The following is a 15,843-nucleotide window of genomic DNA, read 5'->3' as shown; positions in this document are numbered from 1 at the left end:
AAGTGTTGCCGCTTTTCCTGGAAACGCTACAGGGGCCTGCGCAAGGGTGGACCGCTCAGGCGGCCTGCGGCATGGCCCGCAGGCCCGCGGCGATCTCGCGATTGATGGTGATCAGGGCGTCGAGCTTGCCCGGCTCGGGGCGGGTGGTCGCCGCCAGGGTCTGCTTCATCACGAACAGGCCCAGATTGGCGATGTTCTGCTTGATGGGCTGGGGCAGGGGGTTTTCCTCCCGCGTCACCGCCTGCATCAGGACGGTCCAGAGCTTGCGGTTGTAGGTCAGCGCGGCGTTGAGTTCGCTCTCCCCGCTCTCCCAGTCGTCGCGGATCCGCTGCAGATGGGCAGCGCTGCGGGCCAGAAGGCTGGCCTCCAGGTCGCGCGGATTAGCGGTCTGGCGTGCCGTCTGCTGATAGGCCATTGCCCCCTGATGCTGCATCGGACAGTAGCTCCCCTTCGTAGTCGATAAGCTTTTTTGCAACCCTCAAGGCTTTGTAAAGGTCACCGGTTAATATCTCATTATTGATATCGTCGATCAGGGGTAAAGTTGAGGGCGCGGCGCGGACGATATCGTTGACCAGCTCGAAATAGCTCTTTTGCAGTTTCTCGACCGATTGCTCCACATACATGATCTGGATCGCCAGATAGAGGTTCTTGGCGGGCGTATCTGCGGTCTCGACGGTCAGGATGTCCTTCTCGCGCAGCACCGGCGCCGTGCCCTCGATGAACAGGCGCGTGCGCTGGTCCGAATTGGTGATCACGCTGTTGCCCACGAGCAGCCGCTCGCCCGGCTTGAGCTCCACTTTCAGCGCCATTGAGTGCTCCCTTTCACGCTGTCGCCGGGAACTATGTGGCGTGCCCGGGCAAAAGAAAAGGGCGGGCCGCCATGGCCCGCCCCGATCATGATGTCTTGCTGGCCGTGCCTTAGAACAGACGCAGCACCGACTGGTCGGCCTGGCTGGCCATCGACAGCGCCGTCGAGGAGAGCTGCTGGCGCGTCTGGAGAGCCAGAAGGTTCGCCGCTTCCTCGTTGGTGTCGGCCAGGGTCAGGTTCGCCGCGCCGGTTTCCAGCACGTTGACCATGTCCTTGGTGAAGTTCTGGCGGGTCTCGACGACCGACAGGTTCGAACCGAACTTGGACGCCTGGGTCCGCAGATCCTCGATGCCCGACTTCAGATCATTGAGCACCGCGTTGATGCCGTCATTGTCGTTAAAGGCGGAACCGGACAGTTCGGTCAGCCCGAGGCCCGCCGAGTCGAACTCTACGCCGGTGATATCGAGCTTGGAGGAACCGTCTTCGTTGAAAATGACCTGAAGGTCATTGCCATTGAGAAGGTTCACGCCGTTGAAGCTCGCATCCTTGGCGAGGTCGTCGATCTGCTGGAGCAACTCGTTGTACTGATCGACCAGTTCGGCGCGCTTGGGGTTGGCAACCGTGCCCGGCGTCCCGGCAACTTCTGCATCACCGGCGTCGGTGGCATCAGCGATCCCGGTCGATCCACCCGATACGCCGGCCGAGTAGCCCGAGATATCAACCGTCGAGCCGGTTCCGGTCGTACCCGAAGCGAACGTCAGTGCGCCTGCATCGACAGTGGCCACTTCCGCCCCGGCCTGATCGTTGATCAGGGTCGCGATGTTCTCTGCCGTCAGCGCCGATGCATCAAAGCTCGTCCCGTTGTCGGTGTTATAGGTGTTCACAGTCGCTGCATCGATCGTGACCGCCGTGGTGTCGCCGTCAACGCTCAGCGAGAAGCTGATGGAGTCGGCGGCAACTGCATCCTGGCCGCTTCCCGTCGCGAGGCCGAGCCCTATGTCACCGGCGGTGACGTTCGTAGCGTCAAAGCTGCTGATCTCGATCGAGGCGGCGTCGCCATCTGCACCGGTAAGGGTCAACCCGCTCCCGTCGAACGAAGCGACACTGGAGTTGGTCTGGTAGTTGATCAGTGCGGCGACGTCATCGCCAGCCAGCGCAGATGCGTCGATTGCCGGATTGCCGCTGTTGAGGTTGTAGTCGGCAACCGAAGCCGCGCTGATGTCGATATTGGTCTGGTCGCCGTCGACATCCAGCGTGAAGCTTATCGAGTCGGCCGTGACCCCTGTGTCGGTAGCGTTGTTCGCGATGCCGAGATCGCCGCCGCCGGTCGAGATGTTGTCCGTCAGGTTCTCGATGGTGACGCTTGCGGCATCACTCTGGGCGATGGACGAAATCGTCAACTCGCCGCCGGCAAAGCCAGCCTCTGCCTCGACAGGGGCGCCCGAAGCCTGTTCGCCGATCTGGTAATTGATGAGCTTGGAAAGGCTTTCGGCATCCAGCGAATTCGCGGCGATCGTATCGCCGGTGTTGTCGAGATTATATGCGTCGACGGCAGCATCGGAGACGTCAATGCTGTAGCTGGTGCCGCTATCGAGCGAAATGTCGAAGGTAAAGGAGTCGCCACCATCGCTGACGTCGAATGTCCCGAAGCTGGTGCTGGAGAGCGTTGCGGCTTCAGCTTCCTGCCCGACATTGACTTCCGTAAAGCTCGAGCCAGTGATCTCGGCAGCTTGGGCCGGCGAACCGGCACCGCTCAGATCGACAGTCGAGAACGTGCCGGCCGTGATGCTGGCACCGGTCGCGGGCGAGCCGCCGGTCGTGCCTTCGACGGTCGCCGAAGTCTGCAGCGCCTGACGGGCAGTCGCCTGTGCGGACTCGACCAGCTTGGTCATCGCCGAGATGCCCTTGTCGGCAGCCTGGATGGTCTGGATGGCGTTGGACACCGAATCCATGAGCTGACCAAGGTCGCCCGCGCGGCTCTTGAGGCCCGAAGCGGTGAAGAAGTTGGTGGGGTTGTCGAGGGCCGAGTTGACCTTCAGGCCCGTGGCCAGCCGCTCCTGGGTCTTGCCCATCATCGTCGCCGTGTTCTGCAGCGAAAGAAGGTTCGACCGTACGGCCTTGGAAAGATTCACATCCATTTGCGTAATCCCTTTCTAGGATTTGCTCTGCACTTCGCCTCTTCCTGAGGCCCGTGGCGTATTGTGCAGGCTGTCCGCTAACGCGAGGTTAAAGACGTCACCATGCCCGCCGTAGCCCCAGCTTGAATCGCGCCGGACTAACAACAGGTTAAAACCGATCCATGGAAATCTGCGCGCGCGGGGAGCGCCGCGCCGCGGGCCGGCCATTGCGCCAGCCGGGAAGGCGGGGATTACCCGAACAGCCGCAGCACAGCCTGGTCGGCCTGGCTGGCCAGCGAAAGCGCGGTCTGGGAGAGCTGCTGGCGGGTCTGGAGCGCCAGCATGTTGGCCGCTTCCTCATTGGTGTCGGCAAGCGTGAGGTCGGCCGCGCCCGTCTCGAGCGTGTTGATCATTTCCTTGGTGAAATTCTGCCGCGCCTCGACCACCGACATGTTCGAGCCAAAGCGCGAGGCCTGGGCCCGCAGCGAGTCGATCGCGCCCTTGAGACCGTCGAGCACGGTCTCGATGTCGGCATTCTCATCGAAGGCCTCATTGGCCACGGGCGTCAGCCCGAGCCCGGCGGCATCGAATTGCCCGCCTTCTATGTTGAGCCGGGACGTCCCGTCCTCGTTGAAGATCAGGTCCAGGCTGTCCCCGATCAACAGGTTCACACCGTTATAGCTCGCATCCCGGGTCAGATTGCTGATCTGCTCGAGCATGGCGTTGTACTGCTCGACCATCTCGCGCCGCACCGGATTGGGCACGTTGACCGTCGTGGTCTCGGTCTGGGCGCTATAGGTCTGCTGGGCGATTCCGAACGCGGCGACCGTGTCGAGCGTGCCGCCGATGGCAACCGACGCCCCGTTCGCGCCCGTGACCACGAGCGTGTCGCTGCTGGTGTCGATTTCGGCGGAAACATCCCCGGTCAGCCCGGCCAGCCAGTCTTCGAGCTGCGCGCGGGTCTCGATGTTGCCTGCCCCGAAGGTTGCGGTTTGCGTCCCGATCGTCAGCGTGCCCGACAACCCGGCGATCTGGGCATTGCTCGGCGCAAAGCTGCCGTCGGCAATCCCGAACCCGGTCGCGAACCCCGAAAGCGAGAACGAGATCTCGTTCTCGCTCGTGGTCACCGCAAGCTGGTTCGCGCCGTCCAGCCCGATGCTGAAATCGGCCAGCGCAGGCGAAATTCCCGCCGCTTCCGTGCTCGTCATCGCGCCATTGAGCCCAGCGATCACGTCATCGACCGTAGCGCTCGAGAAATCGAGGTCGATCACAAGGTCTGCCGTCCCGGTAAACCCGCCGCCGCCATCGGTGTCGTTGATCCCGATGGTGAATACGTCCCCGTCCACGGTGATTGAGAACACATCGTCATGGGCGACGATGCCCGAAGCGAGGTCGGTGCCGGTGTTAGCGCCCAGATCGCTGCCCGTCGCCAGCGCCGCGCTGTCGGCCCCTATCGCCACCGTGCCCGTCGCGACCGCTTCCTGGAGCACCGCGGTCTGGGTGGTGTCCACGCGCGGGGTGGTCTGCATGGCCTGCCGGGCGGTGGCCTGCGCCGATTCCACCAGCTTCTGGATTGCCGATATGCCCTTGTCCGCGGCCTGCAGGGTCTGCACGCCGTTGGAAATGGCGTCCATCAACAGGTCCAGATCCTTGGACCGCGCCTTGAGGGAGCTGGCGGTGAAGAAATTGGTGGGGTTGTCGAGCGCCGAATTGACCTTGAGCCCCGTCGCCAGCCGCTCCTGGGTGCGGTCCATCATGGTGGCCGTACCCTGCAGATGCAGAAGGTTGGAGCGAACGGCCTTGGACAGCGTCACGTCGGACATGGAATGCGCACCCTCGAGAATGGTCGTACCGATTCGCCGTCGTAAGACGGTGTTAACCATATTATGGATCGGCAGGTGCTACCGAAAGGTTAACATGCGTTAACGCTCTTGTCCGGGGTTAACGAGTGTGTCCGCCCGCGACGGGGTCACACCTTGCGGTCGCGCAGCGCCAGCAGAGAGGGCGGGGGTGTCCATCCTCCATTGCGCAGCGTCGCTGCATCAAAGCTTGCAGTGCGTGGCGATCCAAGGCTCACCGCAAGCTGGCTGGCCATGAGCAATGTGGAAGGAGAAACCCCGGCGTCCCGCCCGTCCGCAGCGGGTATCGACCCGGTTTGGGTCCGGGCGGGAGCCCCTGGAGGAGGAGGGGGATAGTCCCCGGCGTGACCCTCGCCCGAAGCCGCTTCGGTGTGGGAGGCGCGGCCCGGACGTCGGGCGGGCGGCGATGCCGATGCGGCAACGCCGAGTGGTCCTTGCGACAGCGTTGAGAGGCGCGACATCGTTAACCGCTCCGGCACGTGAAGGGCACATTATGCCCGGCAATTCTTGCCTGGTGCCGATGAGCGCGCGGTTAATCTGGTGCCGACAATTGTCCTGAAATGGGAACGATCACAGCGCCCGGTTGACCGAAATGCCCTCCATGGCGCGCTGGGCGGTGGCCGGTGCCGCGCCGCTGGCCCCATAGGTCCTGGGCGCGGACGATCCCGCCGCCTGGCGTGCGACGTCGCCCAGAAGGTCCTCGGTCACGGCCCGGGCCGTGGCCAGCACCCGCAGGTTTTCCGCCATCTGGGTGGCTAGCGCCTCGTGGCCGCGCGCCAGCGCCGCGATCCGTTCGGGCGCCTCGGCCCGCAGGCGCGGGGTGTGGCGCTGGACGGCGCGCGCAAGCTGCACGTAGTCCTGGGCCAGTTGCGCCTTTTCCGCCGACATCGCGGTGGCTTCACGCATGTGCCCGGCCCGCAGAAGCGTGGTTTCCCGGTTCATCACCTCGACAAGGGCGGAGAGCGCGGTCTGGGTCTTCATGCACAGTGTGGGCGCATCCATCTCGTCCAGAACGGCCAGTCGGCTTGTCGCGGTCATCGTGTATAGGCTCCGATTGCAGTGGCCGGGCTTGTGCTTCCGGCGTTGTGTTCCTGGGATTGCAGAAGGGTGGCAACGATCTGGTCGGCGATTCCGATGCCGCCTGAGCGCGCCATTTCGCTGGCCAGATGCTCGGCCTGAAGGCCGCGCCACTGCTCTTCGGCATGGCCGCCCCCGAACATGGATTCGGTCTCCAGACCCTTGAACATTTCCGAGACCAGCGTGTTGAGAAACACCCCCTCGAGTTCCTGGGCCTGCTGGCGCAGCGGGTCGAGCCGCTCGGGCGCCCGCGCGCCCGCGCCCTGGAGTGTGTCGAGTGCAACGGCCATGCTCACATCACCTCGATTTCGGCCTGCAGCGCCCCGGACGCCTTGATGGCCCCCAGGATCGCGATGAGGTCGCGCGGCCCGATTCCAAGGGCGTTGAGCCCGTCCACCAGCTCCTGGAGCGAGATCGATTCGGGGACCACGGCCAGTTGCGTGGCGTCCGAGATCACCCCGATCTGGGTCGAGGGCTCGACCGCCGTCTCGCCTTGCGAGAAGGGCTCGGGCTGGACCACATTGGGGTTCTCGGCGATCGTCACGGTCAGGTTCTCGTGGGCGATCGCCACGGTCGAGACCCGCACGTCCTTGCCAATCACGATGATCCCGGAATTCTCGTCGATCACCACCCGGGCCTGCTGGTCGGTCTGGATCACCAATTGCTCGATATCGGTCAGAAGATCGACGATATTGCCGTTGAAGTCCTTGGGCAGGCTCAGCCGCACATTGGCCGGATCGGTGGGAATGGCCACCGGAATGCCGATGAGATCGTTGATCGCCATGGCGATCCGGCGCGAGGTGGTGAGATCGGGATTGCGCAGCGAGAGCCGCACCGAATGCTGGGCGCCCAGCGAGAAGGCGATCTCGCGCTCCACCAGCCCGCCCGAGGAAATCCGCCCCGTGGTCGGCACGCCCGCCACCACCGAAGCGGCGTCGCCGGACGCGGAAAATCCGTCGATGAGCACCGGGCCCTGCGCGATCGCATAGACTTCGCCATCTGCGCCCAGCAGCGGGGTCACCAGCAGGGTGCCCCCCTGCAGGCTCGAGGCGTCCCCGAGCGCGGAGACCGAAACGTCGATCCGCGTGCCCTGGGTGGCAAACGGGGGCAGGTCGGCGGTCACCATCACCGCGGCCACATTGGTCGTGCGCAGGTTTTCCCCGCGGGTGTTCACCCCCATGCGCTCGAGCATGGCCTGCAGGCTCTGGCGGGTGAAGGGCGCATTGTTGAGCCCGTCGCCACTGCCATTGAGCCCGACCACGAGGCCATAGCCCACGAGCTGGTTGTCGCGGATGCCCTCGACCTCGACGATGTCCTTGATCCGGGCCGGCGCGGCCTGGGCCGGCGCCAGCGGGGCCAGCGTCGTGACGACACATGCGATCATCGCCAGAACATGGCCTGCCAGACCCAGTCTCATCGCTCTTCTCCATCCTGCCAGCACGTCGCGGTCCGGGGATCGGTCCGTCAGCCAGTGTGGAGCGAATTTCGTGCCAACCGCACAATTCGCGATAAGGCCCTGATAAAACGGAGAAAAAATTCAGCCCGCCCGGAGTGCCGGCCAAAAGGCTGGAAACAATTGCCGGGTGGTTAAGACAATCTTAACGGCTCTGGGCAAATTCTTCCCCCTATACACCTGATTAACCATGCGTTCGCCGAGAGCACCGACATGAGGATCGACGGAACGGGGCGGTCTGTTCCTGCCGGCACCGCCCGCAGGTCCAGCCAGTCCGGATCATCTGCAAGCCAGGCCTTTTCCCTGGACACGCCCGCACGGCCAGAGCGCGCCGGTGGCGCCCATGCGCCCGCGCCCGCCGCCGGGATCGACGCACTCATTGCGCTCCAGTCGGTCGACGATGCCACCACCGGACGACGCAAGGCGGTCCGCCGCGCCGGCCAGTTGCTCGACACCCTTGAGGACATCCGTGCCGACCTTCTGGGCGGGGCGGTCAGCGAGGGCCGGCTGCACCGGGCCGTCTCGCTTCTCACCCAGGCGCGGTCCCGCACCGAACCGGGGTTGGAAGCGCTCGTCGCAGATATCGAATTGCGGGTGAGGGTCGAACTGGCCAAGCTTGGTCATTTCCCGGCCTTTTGAGTCCCCCGCCCGGGGCCCACGGAGTTGTGAACACGACCTTGAAAAGGCAGTTGCTCCAATCTGACCATAAATCTATATAGGCGGCGGCCCATGATTGAGGGGAAGTGAGTCCATCGATGTCGGTTGCCACCTTGTCTGACACCTATCGTCCTTCCGAGGACGAGGAATTTATGAACGCCCGCCAGCGCGAATATTTTCGGCGCAAGCTCGATGCGTGGAAGGACGAGATCCTGCGCGAAAGCCGCGGGACGCTCGACACCCTCCAGGAAGAGAGCACCAATCACCCCGATATGGCAGACCGGGCCTCGTCCGAAAGCGACAGGGCCCTGGAGCTGCGCACCCGGGACCGCCAGCGCAAGCTGATCTCCAAGATCAACGCGGCGCTCAAGCGGCTCGAGGACGGGACCTATGGCTATTGCGAGGAAACGGGCGACCCGATCGGGCTTGCCCGGCTCGACGCCCGCCCGATCGCAACCCTGAGCCTGGAGGCCCAGGAAATGCACGAGCGCCGCGAAAAGGTCTATCGCGACGACTGATCGTCCGGTTGCGGGCGTCGCGTTGAAATGAGCTGCGAGGGCGGTGCCGCATCGGCCTGCCTGCACGAGCACGATCATGAGCGCGAACAAGACTGTGCCCACGGGCGCGAGTGTGCAAGCTTTCCTCGAGGCGGTGGCCGATCCCAGGCGGCGCGCCGATGCCATGGCGCTCGACGCCATCTTTCGCGAGACCACCGGATTTTCCCCTCGCATGTGGGGAGACTCGATCGTCGGCTACGGGCGATATCACTACCGCTACACAACGGGCCGGCAAGCCGATTTCCTCGCCACGGGCTTTTCGCCCAGAAAGACCAGCCTCGTGGTCTACATCCTGCCCGGCTACACCGGTTTTGAGCCCATCCTTGCCCGGCTCGGCAAGGACAAGCGCGGCAAATCGTGCCTTTATATCACCGCGCTCTCCGCCATCGACACCGACGTACTGGCCGAGTTGATCGCCGCGGGGCTGGCTGATCTCGCGACCCATTGGCAGGTCCTGGCCGACTAGCCCTTGGAGCGTTTCCAGGAAAGGTGGAAACACCTTTCCGGTTCGGAAACGCGACAAATCACAAATCCAGAGACCCTGTTCTGATTGAACCAGAACAGAAGCTCTAGCCAGGCCGCAGCGCGATCTCGCGCGTAATCCCGATGGCCTCGAGAAACGCCCGGTCGTGGCTCGCCACGATCAGCGCCCCGTCATGGCCGGCCAGTCCCGCCTCCACCGCCGCGATCGAGTCGAGGTCGAGATGATTGGTGGGCTCGTCCAGCATCAGGAGCGGGGTCTCGCCTCCCAGCACGCACGCCAGTCCTGCGCGCAGGGTCTCCCCGCCCGAAAGCGTGCCCACGGTCCGCAGCCCCGCATCGGCCCGAAACGCAAAGCGCGCCAGAGCCGCCCGGCACTGGTTTTCGCTCGCCTTGGGGTTGAGCGACAGGAAATTGTCCCGGATCGAGCGCTCGGGCGCCAGAAGGCCGACCTGCTGGTCGAGCAGCACCGCCTTCACATGCACCTCGAGCGTCCCCGAAACCAGCGGCAACGCCCCGGCGATGGTCGCGAGCAGCGTGCTCTTGCCCACCCCGTTCGGCCCCACCAGCGCCACCCGCTCGGGCCCGGTGATCGCAAAGGACAGGCCGTCGCCCTGAAGGCTCCGGCCTTCCCGGCCAACCTTGGCCTCCCTTGCCGTCAGCACCGATCTGCCTGCCGCCAGCCCGGTCGAAGGCAGGTCCATTTTCACGGTCGGGGCCTGGGTGGCCAGATCGACTCTGGCCGCCTCGGTCTCGGCCAGCGCATCGGCCTGCTGGCGGGCATGGACCCGCTCGAGCGTGCCCGAGGAATTCTCCGCCTTGCCCTGCCGCGCGTTGAGGAGGATTTTCGGCGCGCCGCCCGCCGCCTTGCTTTTCCTGCCGGCGCCATCCTTTCGCGCCTTGCGCTCGCGCGTCGCCTGCGCCTTGCGCTCGACTTCGGCCAGACGCTGCTCGGCCGCGTCCAGCCGATGCTCGGCGGCGGCCATTTCGATCGCCTTGCGCTCGGCGAAAAAGCTCCAGCCCCCGCCATAGGTTTTTGCGCCCAGTGACATCAGCTCGACGATGGCGTCCATTGCTTCGAGCAGCTCCCGGTCGTGGCTGACCACGATCGCTCCGCCCTGCCATTGGGCGAGGAGCGTGAGCACCGCGTCCCGGCCATCCCGGTCGAGATTGTTGGTCGGCTCGTCAAGAAGGATGAAATCGGGCTCGGCAAAGACCAGTGCCGCGAGCATGGCCCGCGTCCGCTGCCCGCCCGAGAGGTGATCGAGCGCTGTCTCCGGGCCGGCGGCCAGCCCGAACCGGGCCAGTGCCGCCTCCAGCCGCGCCTCGAGCGTCCAGTCGATATCGGCCAGCTCTTCCGCCGTTGCGTCGCCTTTCATCGCCAGGGCGAGCGTCGCCATGGCGTCGGCGACGCCGAAGAGCCCGGCGACGGTTTCCCCGTCCCCGGGCGCCAGCGACTGGCGGAGCATGGCGAGCGTGCCCGAGATGCTCACCGAGCCGGTGCGGGGCACGAGCTCGCCTGAGATCAATTTCAGCAGCGTGGATTTTCCCACCCCGTTGCGCCCCACCAGTCCGGTGCGGGTGGGGCCGAAGGCGAGATCGAGGCCGGAAAAGAGCGTCCGGCCGTCAGCCGTTGCAAAGCCGAGATGGGTGAGCGTGATGTGGGATGAAGCCATGGGTGCGCGAAAATCCGGTGACAGGGCAGAAAAGGGCGGCTGTCACTGGGAAATCCATCTGGGCACACATCCTGTTGGCGTTGGCTTTCAGACCGGAACCTAGGCTCTGGCCTCCGAAAGTCAAGGCTTGGGCTCACCCATAACGGGCCTTGAGGTGGGCGATGAAGATGTCGGGGTTGAGCTTTTCGCCCGTGGCCCGCTCCAAAAGCTCGGGCGTCGAGAAGCGCGATCCCTGGCTCCAGATGTGCTCGCGCCGCCAGTCGTTGAGCAGGCCGAACTCGCCCCTGGCCATCAGCGCGCCCACATCGGGGATGGCCTTCTCGATCACCGCCCATTGCTGGGCCGCGATCATCGCGCCCAGCGTATAGGAGGGGAAATACCCGAACGCGCCCATGGGCCAGTGCACGTCCTGCATCGGCCCGTCGGCGGGCGTGTCGATGGTCGAGAGCCCCAGATAGTCGCCCATCTTGGCATCCCAGGCCTCGGGCACGTCGGCGACCTCCATCTGCCCCGAGATCAGCGCCTGCTCGATCTCGTAGCGCACGATGATGTGGAGCGGATAGGTCACCTCGTCGGCATCGACCCGGATCAGCCCGCGCTCCACGGTATTGACCGCCGCCACCACGTCCTCGACCTGCCAGCCAGCGATCGCCGCGTCCCCCAGATGCTGGGCGATGTGGGGCATCGCCCATGCCCAGAACTCGGGCGCATGGGCGATCTGGCGCTCCACGAACAGCGACTGGCTCTCATGGATCGCCATGCCCCGCGCCTTGCCCAGCGGCATGTGGTGCCACCCCTTGGGCAGGCCCTGCTCGTAAAGCGCGTGCCCGGTCTCGTGCAGAATACCCATCAGCGCGGTGAGGAAATCGTCGGTGCGATAGCGCGTGGTCATGCGCACATCGCTCGGCACGCCCCCGCAAAAGGGGTGGTGGGACACGTCGAGCCGGCCATGGGTGAAATCGAACCCAAGCGCCGCCATCATCGACAGCCCCAGCTCGCGCTGCTTTTCGATCGGGAAGGGTCCCTCGAAGCGCTTGGCCGGACGCGTCGCCCGGCGTTCCTCCTGCGCGTCGAGCGCGGTGGGCACGAAATCGACGAGGAAGGTCTTGAGCGTTTCGAACACCGGCCCCACATCCGCCGCCCGGTTGCCGGGGTCATACTGCTCCATCAGTGCGTCATAGGGTTCGAGCCCCAGCGCCTCGGCCCGCATCTGCGCCTCCTCGCGGGCCAGCGCCACCACGCCCTCGAAGGCCGGCGCGAACCCGGCCCAGTCGTTTTTGGCCCGCAGGTCGCGCCAGAGCTGCTCGCTGCGGATATTGGCCGCCGTCTGCCGGCGCACGAAGTCCGAGGGCAGGCATGTGGCATTGGTGTGCACGCGCGCGAACTCGGCCAGCGCCAGCTTTTCGTCGGCGGAAAGATCCTCGCCTTCCGCTGCCCCGATCCAGTCGCCCACCTGGGGCGCGACGATGGTCTCGTGCAAGAGCCCCGACAGGTAGGAGAGCGTTTCGGCGCGCTTTTCCCCGCCCCCCACCGGCATGGTCGTCGCCTCGTCCGCCGAGAGGATCGAAAGGGCGTGTTCGATCGCTTCGATCTGGTGGCCGAGGGCGTCGAGCTTGGCATAGGTCATGTGGGTCCGGGCTCCATGGCAGCAGGTAAAGGCAGGCTCTTCTTATCGCCCGGCCCGGGCAAAGAAAAGGCAAGGGGCGCGGCCGGGAAGCGCCGCGCCCCTTGTGGGACGGCCCGACGGGGGCGGGCCGAAAGGCCGTCCGGCGCGTATTGGGGGAATCGCCGGAAGACCTGGGGACTGGGAAGGGGGCGCAGTGACCCGCGCCACCCCGGTCAGAAGGGCAGGATCGCGTCGAGGATCTGCTGGCCGTAGCGGGGCTGCTGGACGTCGGTGATCTGCCCGCGCCCGCCATAGGCGATCCGTGCCTCGGCGATCTTGGAGGAGGGGATGGTGTTGTCCGACCCGATATCCTCGGGCCGCACGATGCCCGCCACGATCAGGTCGCGCGCCTCGAAGTTCACCCGCACTTCCTGCCGGCCCTCGATCACCAGATTGCCATTGGGCAGGATCTGGGTGACGACCGCCGCCACCTGCGTGGTCACGCGTTCCGAGCGGTTGACCGAGCCATTGCCGGCATTGGTGATGCCCGAATTGGTGCCGATCGCCGCGTCCGCGCTCACATCGTCGGGCGCCACCGAGTTGAAGATCGAGCCCATCACGCCCCCGACGCCCAGCTCATTGCTCGAGGCCCGGGTCGCGGTGGTCGAATTGCCGATCTGGGCGCGGTCGTCGATGGTGACGATCACGGTCAGGATATCCCCGATCTGGGCGGCGCGCTGGTCCTTGAAAAAGCCCTTCGCATCCGAGCGGAACAGCGAATTGGCCTGGTAGACCGCCGGCTCGGCCTGGGGCATGGGCATCGAGACCGGGCGGTAGCCCGCCGTCACCGTCGGGTCGACGATGGGCGAGAGGGCCGGGGCCTTGCCCACACTGGCCAGCCGGTCGGTGGTGTTGCAGCCGGCCAGAAGCCCGGCGAGCAGCAGGCCCGTAGCGATTTTGACGAAAGTTTTCATGTTCGGTTTCCCCGTTTGGTCCGCTGCGCTTCCCCAAGCGCGGTGCGAAAAATAGGCGTTCAAAGGCCGGCGATTTGCCGGGTCGGTGTGATGGTGACCGTGCCGTCGGGCGAAGCGAACCCGTGCACGACCTTCTTGGTCATCAGGTTCAGGACGGTGACGGGCTGGTCCAGGCTCGCCGAATTGAGCGCCTGGCCCCTGGCCGTCAGCGTCAGCGGGCCCTGGCGGTAGATCAGCGTCACCGTGTCGTTGCGCGAAACCAGTTCGGGCTCGACCACGTCATTGGGCCGGATCAACACCCCGGCGCGCACCTGGCGGCGCATCTGCTTGCCCACGATGTCCTCGGGCAGCGCAAGCCCCGCGCTTTCCGCATAGTCGAGCGGCACCATGCGCATCTCGAAATCGTCCGGGCCGACAATGGCGCCCGCGCTCAGCGAAGCCAGAAGATGCGGGGCCTCGACCATCAGCTCCACCCGCCCCGTGATCTCGATGGGCTGGCTGATCCCTGCCACCTCGATGCGGGCCGAGAACGAGGAGGCGCCGGGCCGGTATCGCAGAAGCGCCAGCCGCGCGGGCTGGGAAAGGTCGGCGGCCATCAGCTCGGGCAGCGGCGCGTCCAGCGCCATCACCATCTCCATGCCCGCGCCCAGGATGCCGCGCGCCCGCAGATCCCCCTCGATCAGTTCGCTGACAAGATGGGCATCCACAAACCGGCCCTCGCGGGCCACCCGGACGGTCCCGAGCCCGGCCGCATCAAACACCTCGATGCCCGCTGCATTGGCCGCGCGGGTGACGTCTTCGAGAGAAACCGTGCCGGCGGTCCCGGGGGCAGGGGCCCGGAAGAGGCCCACATTGGCCAGCGTGCCTGCGTCCTCGAACATGTCGCCGACCGTGACGATCCCGGTGGTCACCGAAACCTCGCTGCGCAGCACCGGGGCTGCAAGGGCGGACGTGGTGCAGCCGGCGAGGATGACGGTGAGAGCGGCGTAGCGTGCGAATTTCTCGATCATGGCTCTGGCTCCCCTTAACGCAGCTGCGCCGCGGCCTGGAGCATCTGGTCGGCTCCAGAGATCACGCGTGCGTTCATTTCGTAGGCGCGCTGGGCGGCGATCAGGTCGGCCATCTCGGTCACCGCGTTGACGTTTGCGCCCTCCAGATAGCCCTGCAGCAGGCTGCCCATGCCTTCATTGTCGGCAATCCCGATCTGTGCCTCGCCGCTCGCGGGGGTTTCGAGGAACAAATTGTCGCCCATCGATTCCAGCCCGCCCTTGTTGGCGAAGCGGGCAAGCTGAATCTGCCCGAGCTGGACCGGCTGCGCATCGCCGTTGATGAAGGCTTCCACCATCCCGTCCCGGCTGATCGAAACAGAGCGCGCGTCGCCCGGGATCACGATGCCGGGCTGGATCTGGTAGCCGTCCACGGTCACCAGCATGCCCTGCGCATCGCGCTCGAGCGTGCCGTCGCGGGTATAGGCGGTCCGTCCGTCCGGCAGCCCGACCATGAGATAGCCTTCGCCCCGTATCGCGAGGTCCAGTTCCTTTTCCGTGGGCGCGACGCTGCCCTGGGTCGTGACCCTCGCGGTGGCGGCAAGCCGCACGCCCGAGCCGATCTCGATGCCCACGGGCACCTGGGTGCCCGCATCCGATGTCGCCGAGCCGGCCCGGCGGTAGCTCTGGTAGAGCAGGTCCTGGAACTCGGCGCGCTGGCGCTTGTAGCCGGTGGTGCGCATGTTGGCGATGTTGTTGGAGATCACCTCGACATTGCGCTCCTGGGCGCCCATGCCGGTCGATGCGATATAGAGAGCTTTCATGGCGTGGTGTCCTTCAGGCTTGTGCGTCGCCCAGGCGCTGGATGGCGCTGCGGCGCATCTCGTCCTGCTTGTTCATGAGATCGGCGAGAGAGGTGTAGGCGCGGGTGACCCGCATCATTTCGGTCATCTCCGAGACGCCCGAGACGTTGGAGCGCTCGAGCGCCCCCTGGATGACCCGCGTGTTTTCCGCATCGATCGGCTCGCCGCCGGCAAACAGCGTGTCTCCGACCCGCTCGAGCGCCTGCGGATTGGCGAACTCCACCAGCCCGAGCACGCCCTTGGCGCCCGCGCTCGAGCTGATTTCGCCGTCCGCGGTGATGGTGATGTCGGTTTCCTGCGGCCCGAAGCGGATCTCTTCGCCATTGCCCGAAAGCACCGGGTCTCCGTTCTGGGTCACCAGAACGCCCTCGGCGCTGAGCGCCAGCGCGCCGTTGCGGGTCCAGCGCTCACCCTCGGGGGTGTCCACCCGCAAAAAGCCCTCGCCGGTCAGCGCCACGTCCAGCGGATTGCCGGTATTGGTCACCGCGCCCGCCGACAGGTCGTGCATCGTGGCCCAGTCGCGGACATAGGAGATCGGCTGGTCGGGGCCCTGAAACGTGTGGTCCGCCGCGCGGTCCATCTGGAATTCTTCGAACATGATCGCCTCGGCCTTGAAGCCGGTCGAATTGATGTTCGCCATGTTGTTGGCCAACACGTCGAGCTGGCGCTGCAGGGCCATCTGGCGAGACAGGCCGATCAATTGCGCGTTCTGGATCATGCGCGGTTCCCC

17 protein-coding genes are annotated in these 15,843 nt (G+C 65.6%); 3 read left to right on the top strand and 14 right to left on the bottom strand.

Annotated features, from left to right (window positions below; translation table 11 throughout):
- Positions 1-55: 55 nt before the first annotated feature.
- From flaF to EO136_RS12450, 8 genes are all read right to left on the bottom strand, one after another.
- Positions 56-415, bottom strand: a complete 360-nt coding sequence (gene flaF, locus EO136_RS12485) for a flagellar biosynthesis regulator FlaF (RefSeq protein ID WP_206513326.1) — start codon at positions 413-415, stop codon at positions 56-58.
- Complete coding sequence (gene flbT, locus EO136_RS12480) at positions 381-809, bottom strand: flagellar biosynthesis repressor FlbT (RefSeq protein WP_127144735.1); 429 nt, start codon at positions 807-809, stop codon at positions 381-383. Before flbT ends, flaF begins: the two co-directional genes overlap by 35 nt.
- A gap of 109 nt (positions 810-918) precedes the next feature.
- Positions 919-2,946 carry a flagellin N-terminal helical domain-containing protein gene (locus EO136_RS12475; RefSeq protein WP_127144734.1) on the bottom strand — a complete coding sequence of 676 codons (2,028 nt, stop codon included), beginning with the start codon at positions 2,944-2,946 and terminating at the stop codon, positions 919-921.
- 230 nt (positions 2,947-3,176) lie between these two features.
- The gene (locus EO136_RS12470) at positions 3,177-4,748 is read right to left on the bottom strand and encodes a flagellin N-terminal helical domain-containing protein (protein WP_164730579.1); all 1,572 of its coding nucleotides are present in this window, start codon (positions 4,746-4,748) and stop codon (positions 3,177-3,179) included.
- Between the two features lie 146 nt (positions 4,749-4,894).
- The gene (locus tag EO136_RS12465) at positions 4,895-5,245 is read right to left on the bottom strand and encodes a hypothetical protein (protein ID WP_127144732.1); all 351 of its coding nucleotides are present in this window, start codon (positions 5,243-5,245) and stop codon (positions 4,895-4,897) included.
- A 109-nt stretch (positions 5,246-5,354) separates the two neighbouring features.
- Positions 5,355-5,822: a hypothetical protein gene (locus tag EO136_RS12460; RefSeq protein ID WP_127144731.1), complete on the bottom strand. Its 468-nt coding sequence runs from the start codon at positions 5,820-5,822 to the stop codon at positions 5,355-5,357.
- Complete coding sequence (locus EO136_RS12455; RefSeq protein WP_127144730.1) at positions 5,819-6,151, bottom strand: rod-binding protein; 333 nt, start codon at positions 6,149-6,151, stop codon at positions 5,819-5,821. The genes EO136_RS12460 and EO136_RS12455 overlap by 4 nt, the downstream gene beginning before the upstream one ends.
- Before the next feature lie 2 nt (positions 6,152-6,153).
- A complete protein-coding gene (locus EO136_RS12450) occupies positions 6,154-7,278 on the bottom strand; it encodes a flagellar basal body P-ring protein FlgI (RefSeq protein ID WP_127144729.1) in 1,125 nt (374 codons plus the stop codon).
- Between the two features lie 249 nt (positions 7,279-7,527).
- Between EO136_RS12450 and EO136_RS12445 the strand changes: the two genes are divergently transcribed.
- The 3 genes from EO136_RS12445 to EO136_RS12435 all read left to right on the top strand — a co-directional run bounded on the left by EO136_RS12445 (position 7,528) and on the right by EO136_RS12435 (position 8,994).
- Positions 7,528-7,953 carry a flagellar assembly protein FliX gene (locus tag EO136_RS12445; RefSeq protein ID WP_127144728.1) on the top strand — a complete coding sequence of 142 codons (426 nt, stop codon included), beginning with the start codon at positions 7,528-7,530 and terminating at the stop codon, positions 7,951-7,953.
- A 116-nt stretch (positions 7,954-8,069) separates the two neighbouring features.
- Positions 8,070-8,489, top strand: coding sequence for an RNA polymerase-binding protein DksA (dksA, locus tag EO136_RS12440; RefSeq protein WP_127144727.1), 420 nt, complete (start codon positions 8,070-8,072; stop codon positions 8,487-8,489).
- A 76-nt stretch (positions 8,490-8,565) separates the two neighbouring features.
- Positions 8,566-8,994 carry a DUF1801 domain-containing protein gene (locus EO136_RS12435; RefSeq protein WP_127144726.1) on the top strand — a complete coding sequence of 143 codons (429 nt, stop codon included), beginning with the start codon at positions 8,566-8,568 and terminating at the stop codon, positions 8,992-8,994.
- A gap of 103 nt (positions 8,995-9,097) precedes the next feature.
- On the opposite strand, the gene EO136_RS12430 is transcribed toward EO136_RS12435, so the two are convergent.
- From EO136_RS12430 to flgF, 6 genes are all read right to left on the bottom strand, one after another.
- The gene (locus tag EO136_RS12430; RefSeq protein ID WP_127144725.1) at positions 9,098-10,684 is read right to left on the bottom strand and encodes an ABC-F family ATP-binding cassette domain-containing protein; all 1,587 of its coding nucleotides are present in this window, start codon (positions 10,682-10,684) and stop codon (positions 9,098-9,100) included.
- Positions 10,685-10,817: 133 nt separating this feature from the next.
- Entirely contained in the window at positions 10,818-12,311 is a 1,494-nt protein-coding gene (locus tag EO136_RS12425; RefSeq protein WP_127144724.1) for a carboxypeptidase M32, read from the bottom strand.
- Positions 12,312-12,523: 212 nt separating this feature from the next.
- Positions 12,524-13,264 carry a flagellar basal body L-ring protein FlgH gene (gene flgH, locus EO136_RS12420; RefSeq protein ID WP_127144723.1) on the bottom strand — a complete coding sequence of 247 codons (741 nt, stop codon included), beginning with the start codon at positions 13,262-13,264 and terminating at the stop codon, positions 12,524-12,526.
- Positions 13,265-13,323: 59 nt separating this feature from the next.
- Complete coding sequence (gene flgA, locus EO136_RS12415) at positions 13,324-14,274, bottom strand: flagellar basal body P-ring formation chaperone FlgA (RefSeq protein ID WP_127144722.1); 951 nt, start codon at positions 14,272-14,274, stop codon at positions 13,324-13,326.
- A gap of 14 nt (positions 14,275-14,288) precedes the next feature.
- Positions 14,289-15,074 (bottom strand): flagellar basal-body rod protein FlgG, encoded by a 786-nt coding sequence (flgG, locus tag EO136_RS12410; protein ID WP_127144721.1) that lies wholly within the window; start codon positions 15,072-15,074, stop codon positions 14,289-14,291.
- Between the two features lie 13 nt (positions 15,075-15,087).
- Positions 15,088-15,831: a flagellar basal-body rod protein FlgF gene (gene flgF, locus EO136_RS12405; protein ID WP_246018363.1), complete on the bottom strand. Its 744-nt coding sequence runs from the start codon at positions 15,829-15,831 to the stop codon at positions 15,088-15,090.
- Positions 15,832-15,843 lie beyond the last annotated feature (12 nt).

Origin of the sequence: Pelagibacterium montanilacus (assembly GCF_003992665.1) — a bacterium.
Classification (GTDB): domain Bacteria; phylum Pseudomonadota; class Alphaproteobacteria; order Rhizobiales; family Devosiaceae; genus Pelagibacterium; species Pelagibacterium montanilacus.
Note: the sequence above shows the minus strand (reverse complement) of the source record. Positions and strands in the feature narration are given on the sequence as shown.

Coding starts and splice junctions, on each gene's coding strand:
- EO136_RS12465 (WP_127144732.1), bottom strand. CDS start 5,245: ATGTCGCGCCTCTCAACGCTGTCGCAAGGACCACTCGGCGTTGCCGCA.
- EO136_RS12450 (WP_127144729.1), bottom strand. CDS start 7,278: ATGAGACTGGGTCTGGCAGGCCATGTTCTGGCGATGATCGCATGTGTC.
- flaF (WP_206513326.1), bottom strand. CDS start 415: ATGGCCTATCAGCAGACGGCACGCCAGACCGCTAATCCGCGCGACCTG.
- EO136_RS12445 (WP_127144728.1), top strand. CDS start 7,528: ATGAGGATCGACGGAACGGGGCGGTCTGTTCCTGCCGGCACCGCCCGC.
- EO136_RS12475 (WP_127144734.1), bottom strand. CDS start 2,946: ATGGATGTGAATCTTTCCAAGGCCGTACGGTCGAACCTTCTTTCGCTG.
- flgA (WP_127144722.1), bottom strand. CDS start 14,274: ATGATCGAGAAATTCGCACGCTACGCCGCTCTCACCGTCATCCTCGCC.
- EO136_RS12435 (WP_127144726.1), top strand. CDS start 8,566: ATGAGCGCGAACAAGACTGTGCCCACGGGCGCGAGTGTGCAAGCTTTC.
- EO136_RS12430 (WP_127144725.1), bottom strand. CDS start 10,684: ATGGCTTCATCCCACATCACGCTCACCCATCTCGGCTTTGCAACGGCT.
- EO136_RS12460 (WP_127144731.1), bottom strand. CDS start 5,822: ATGACCGCGACAAGCCGACTGGCCGTTCTGGACGAGATGGATGCGCCC.
- flgH (WP_127144723.1), bottom strand. CDS start 13,264: ATGAAAACTTTCGTCAAAATCGCTACGGGCCTGCTGCTCGCCGGGCTT.
- flgF (WP_246018363.1), bottom strand. CDS start 15,831: ATGATCCAGAACGCGCAATTGATCGGCCTGTCTCGCCAGATGGCCCTG.
- dksA (WP_127144727.1), top strand. CDS start 8,070: ATGTCGGTTGCCACCTTGTCTGACACCTATCGTCCTTCCGAGGACGAG.
- flbT (WP_127144735.1), bottom strand. CDS start 809: ATGGCGCTGAAAGTGGAGCTCAAGCCGGGCGAGCGGCTGCTCGTGGGC.
- EO136_RS12470 (WP_164730579.1), bottom strand. CDS start 4,748: ATGTCCGACGTGACGCTGTCCAAGGCCGTTCGCTCCAACCTTCTGCAT.
- EO136_RS12425 (WP_127144724.1), bottom strand. CDS start 12,311: ATGACCTATGCCAAGCTCGACGCCCTCGGCCACCAGATCGAAGCGATC.
- flgG (WP_127144721.1), bottom strand. CDS start 15,074: ATGAAAGCTCTCTATATCGCATCGACCGGCATGGGCGCCCAGGAGCGC.
- EO136_RS12455 (WP_127144730.1), bottom strand. CDS start 6,151: ATGGCCGTTGCACTCGACACACTCCAGGGCGCGGGCGCGCGGGCGCCC.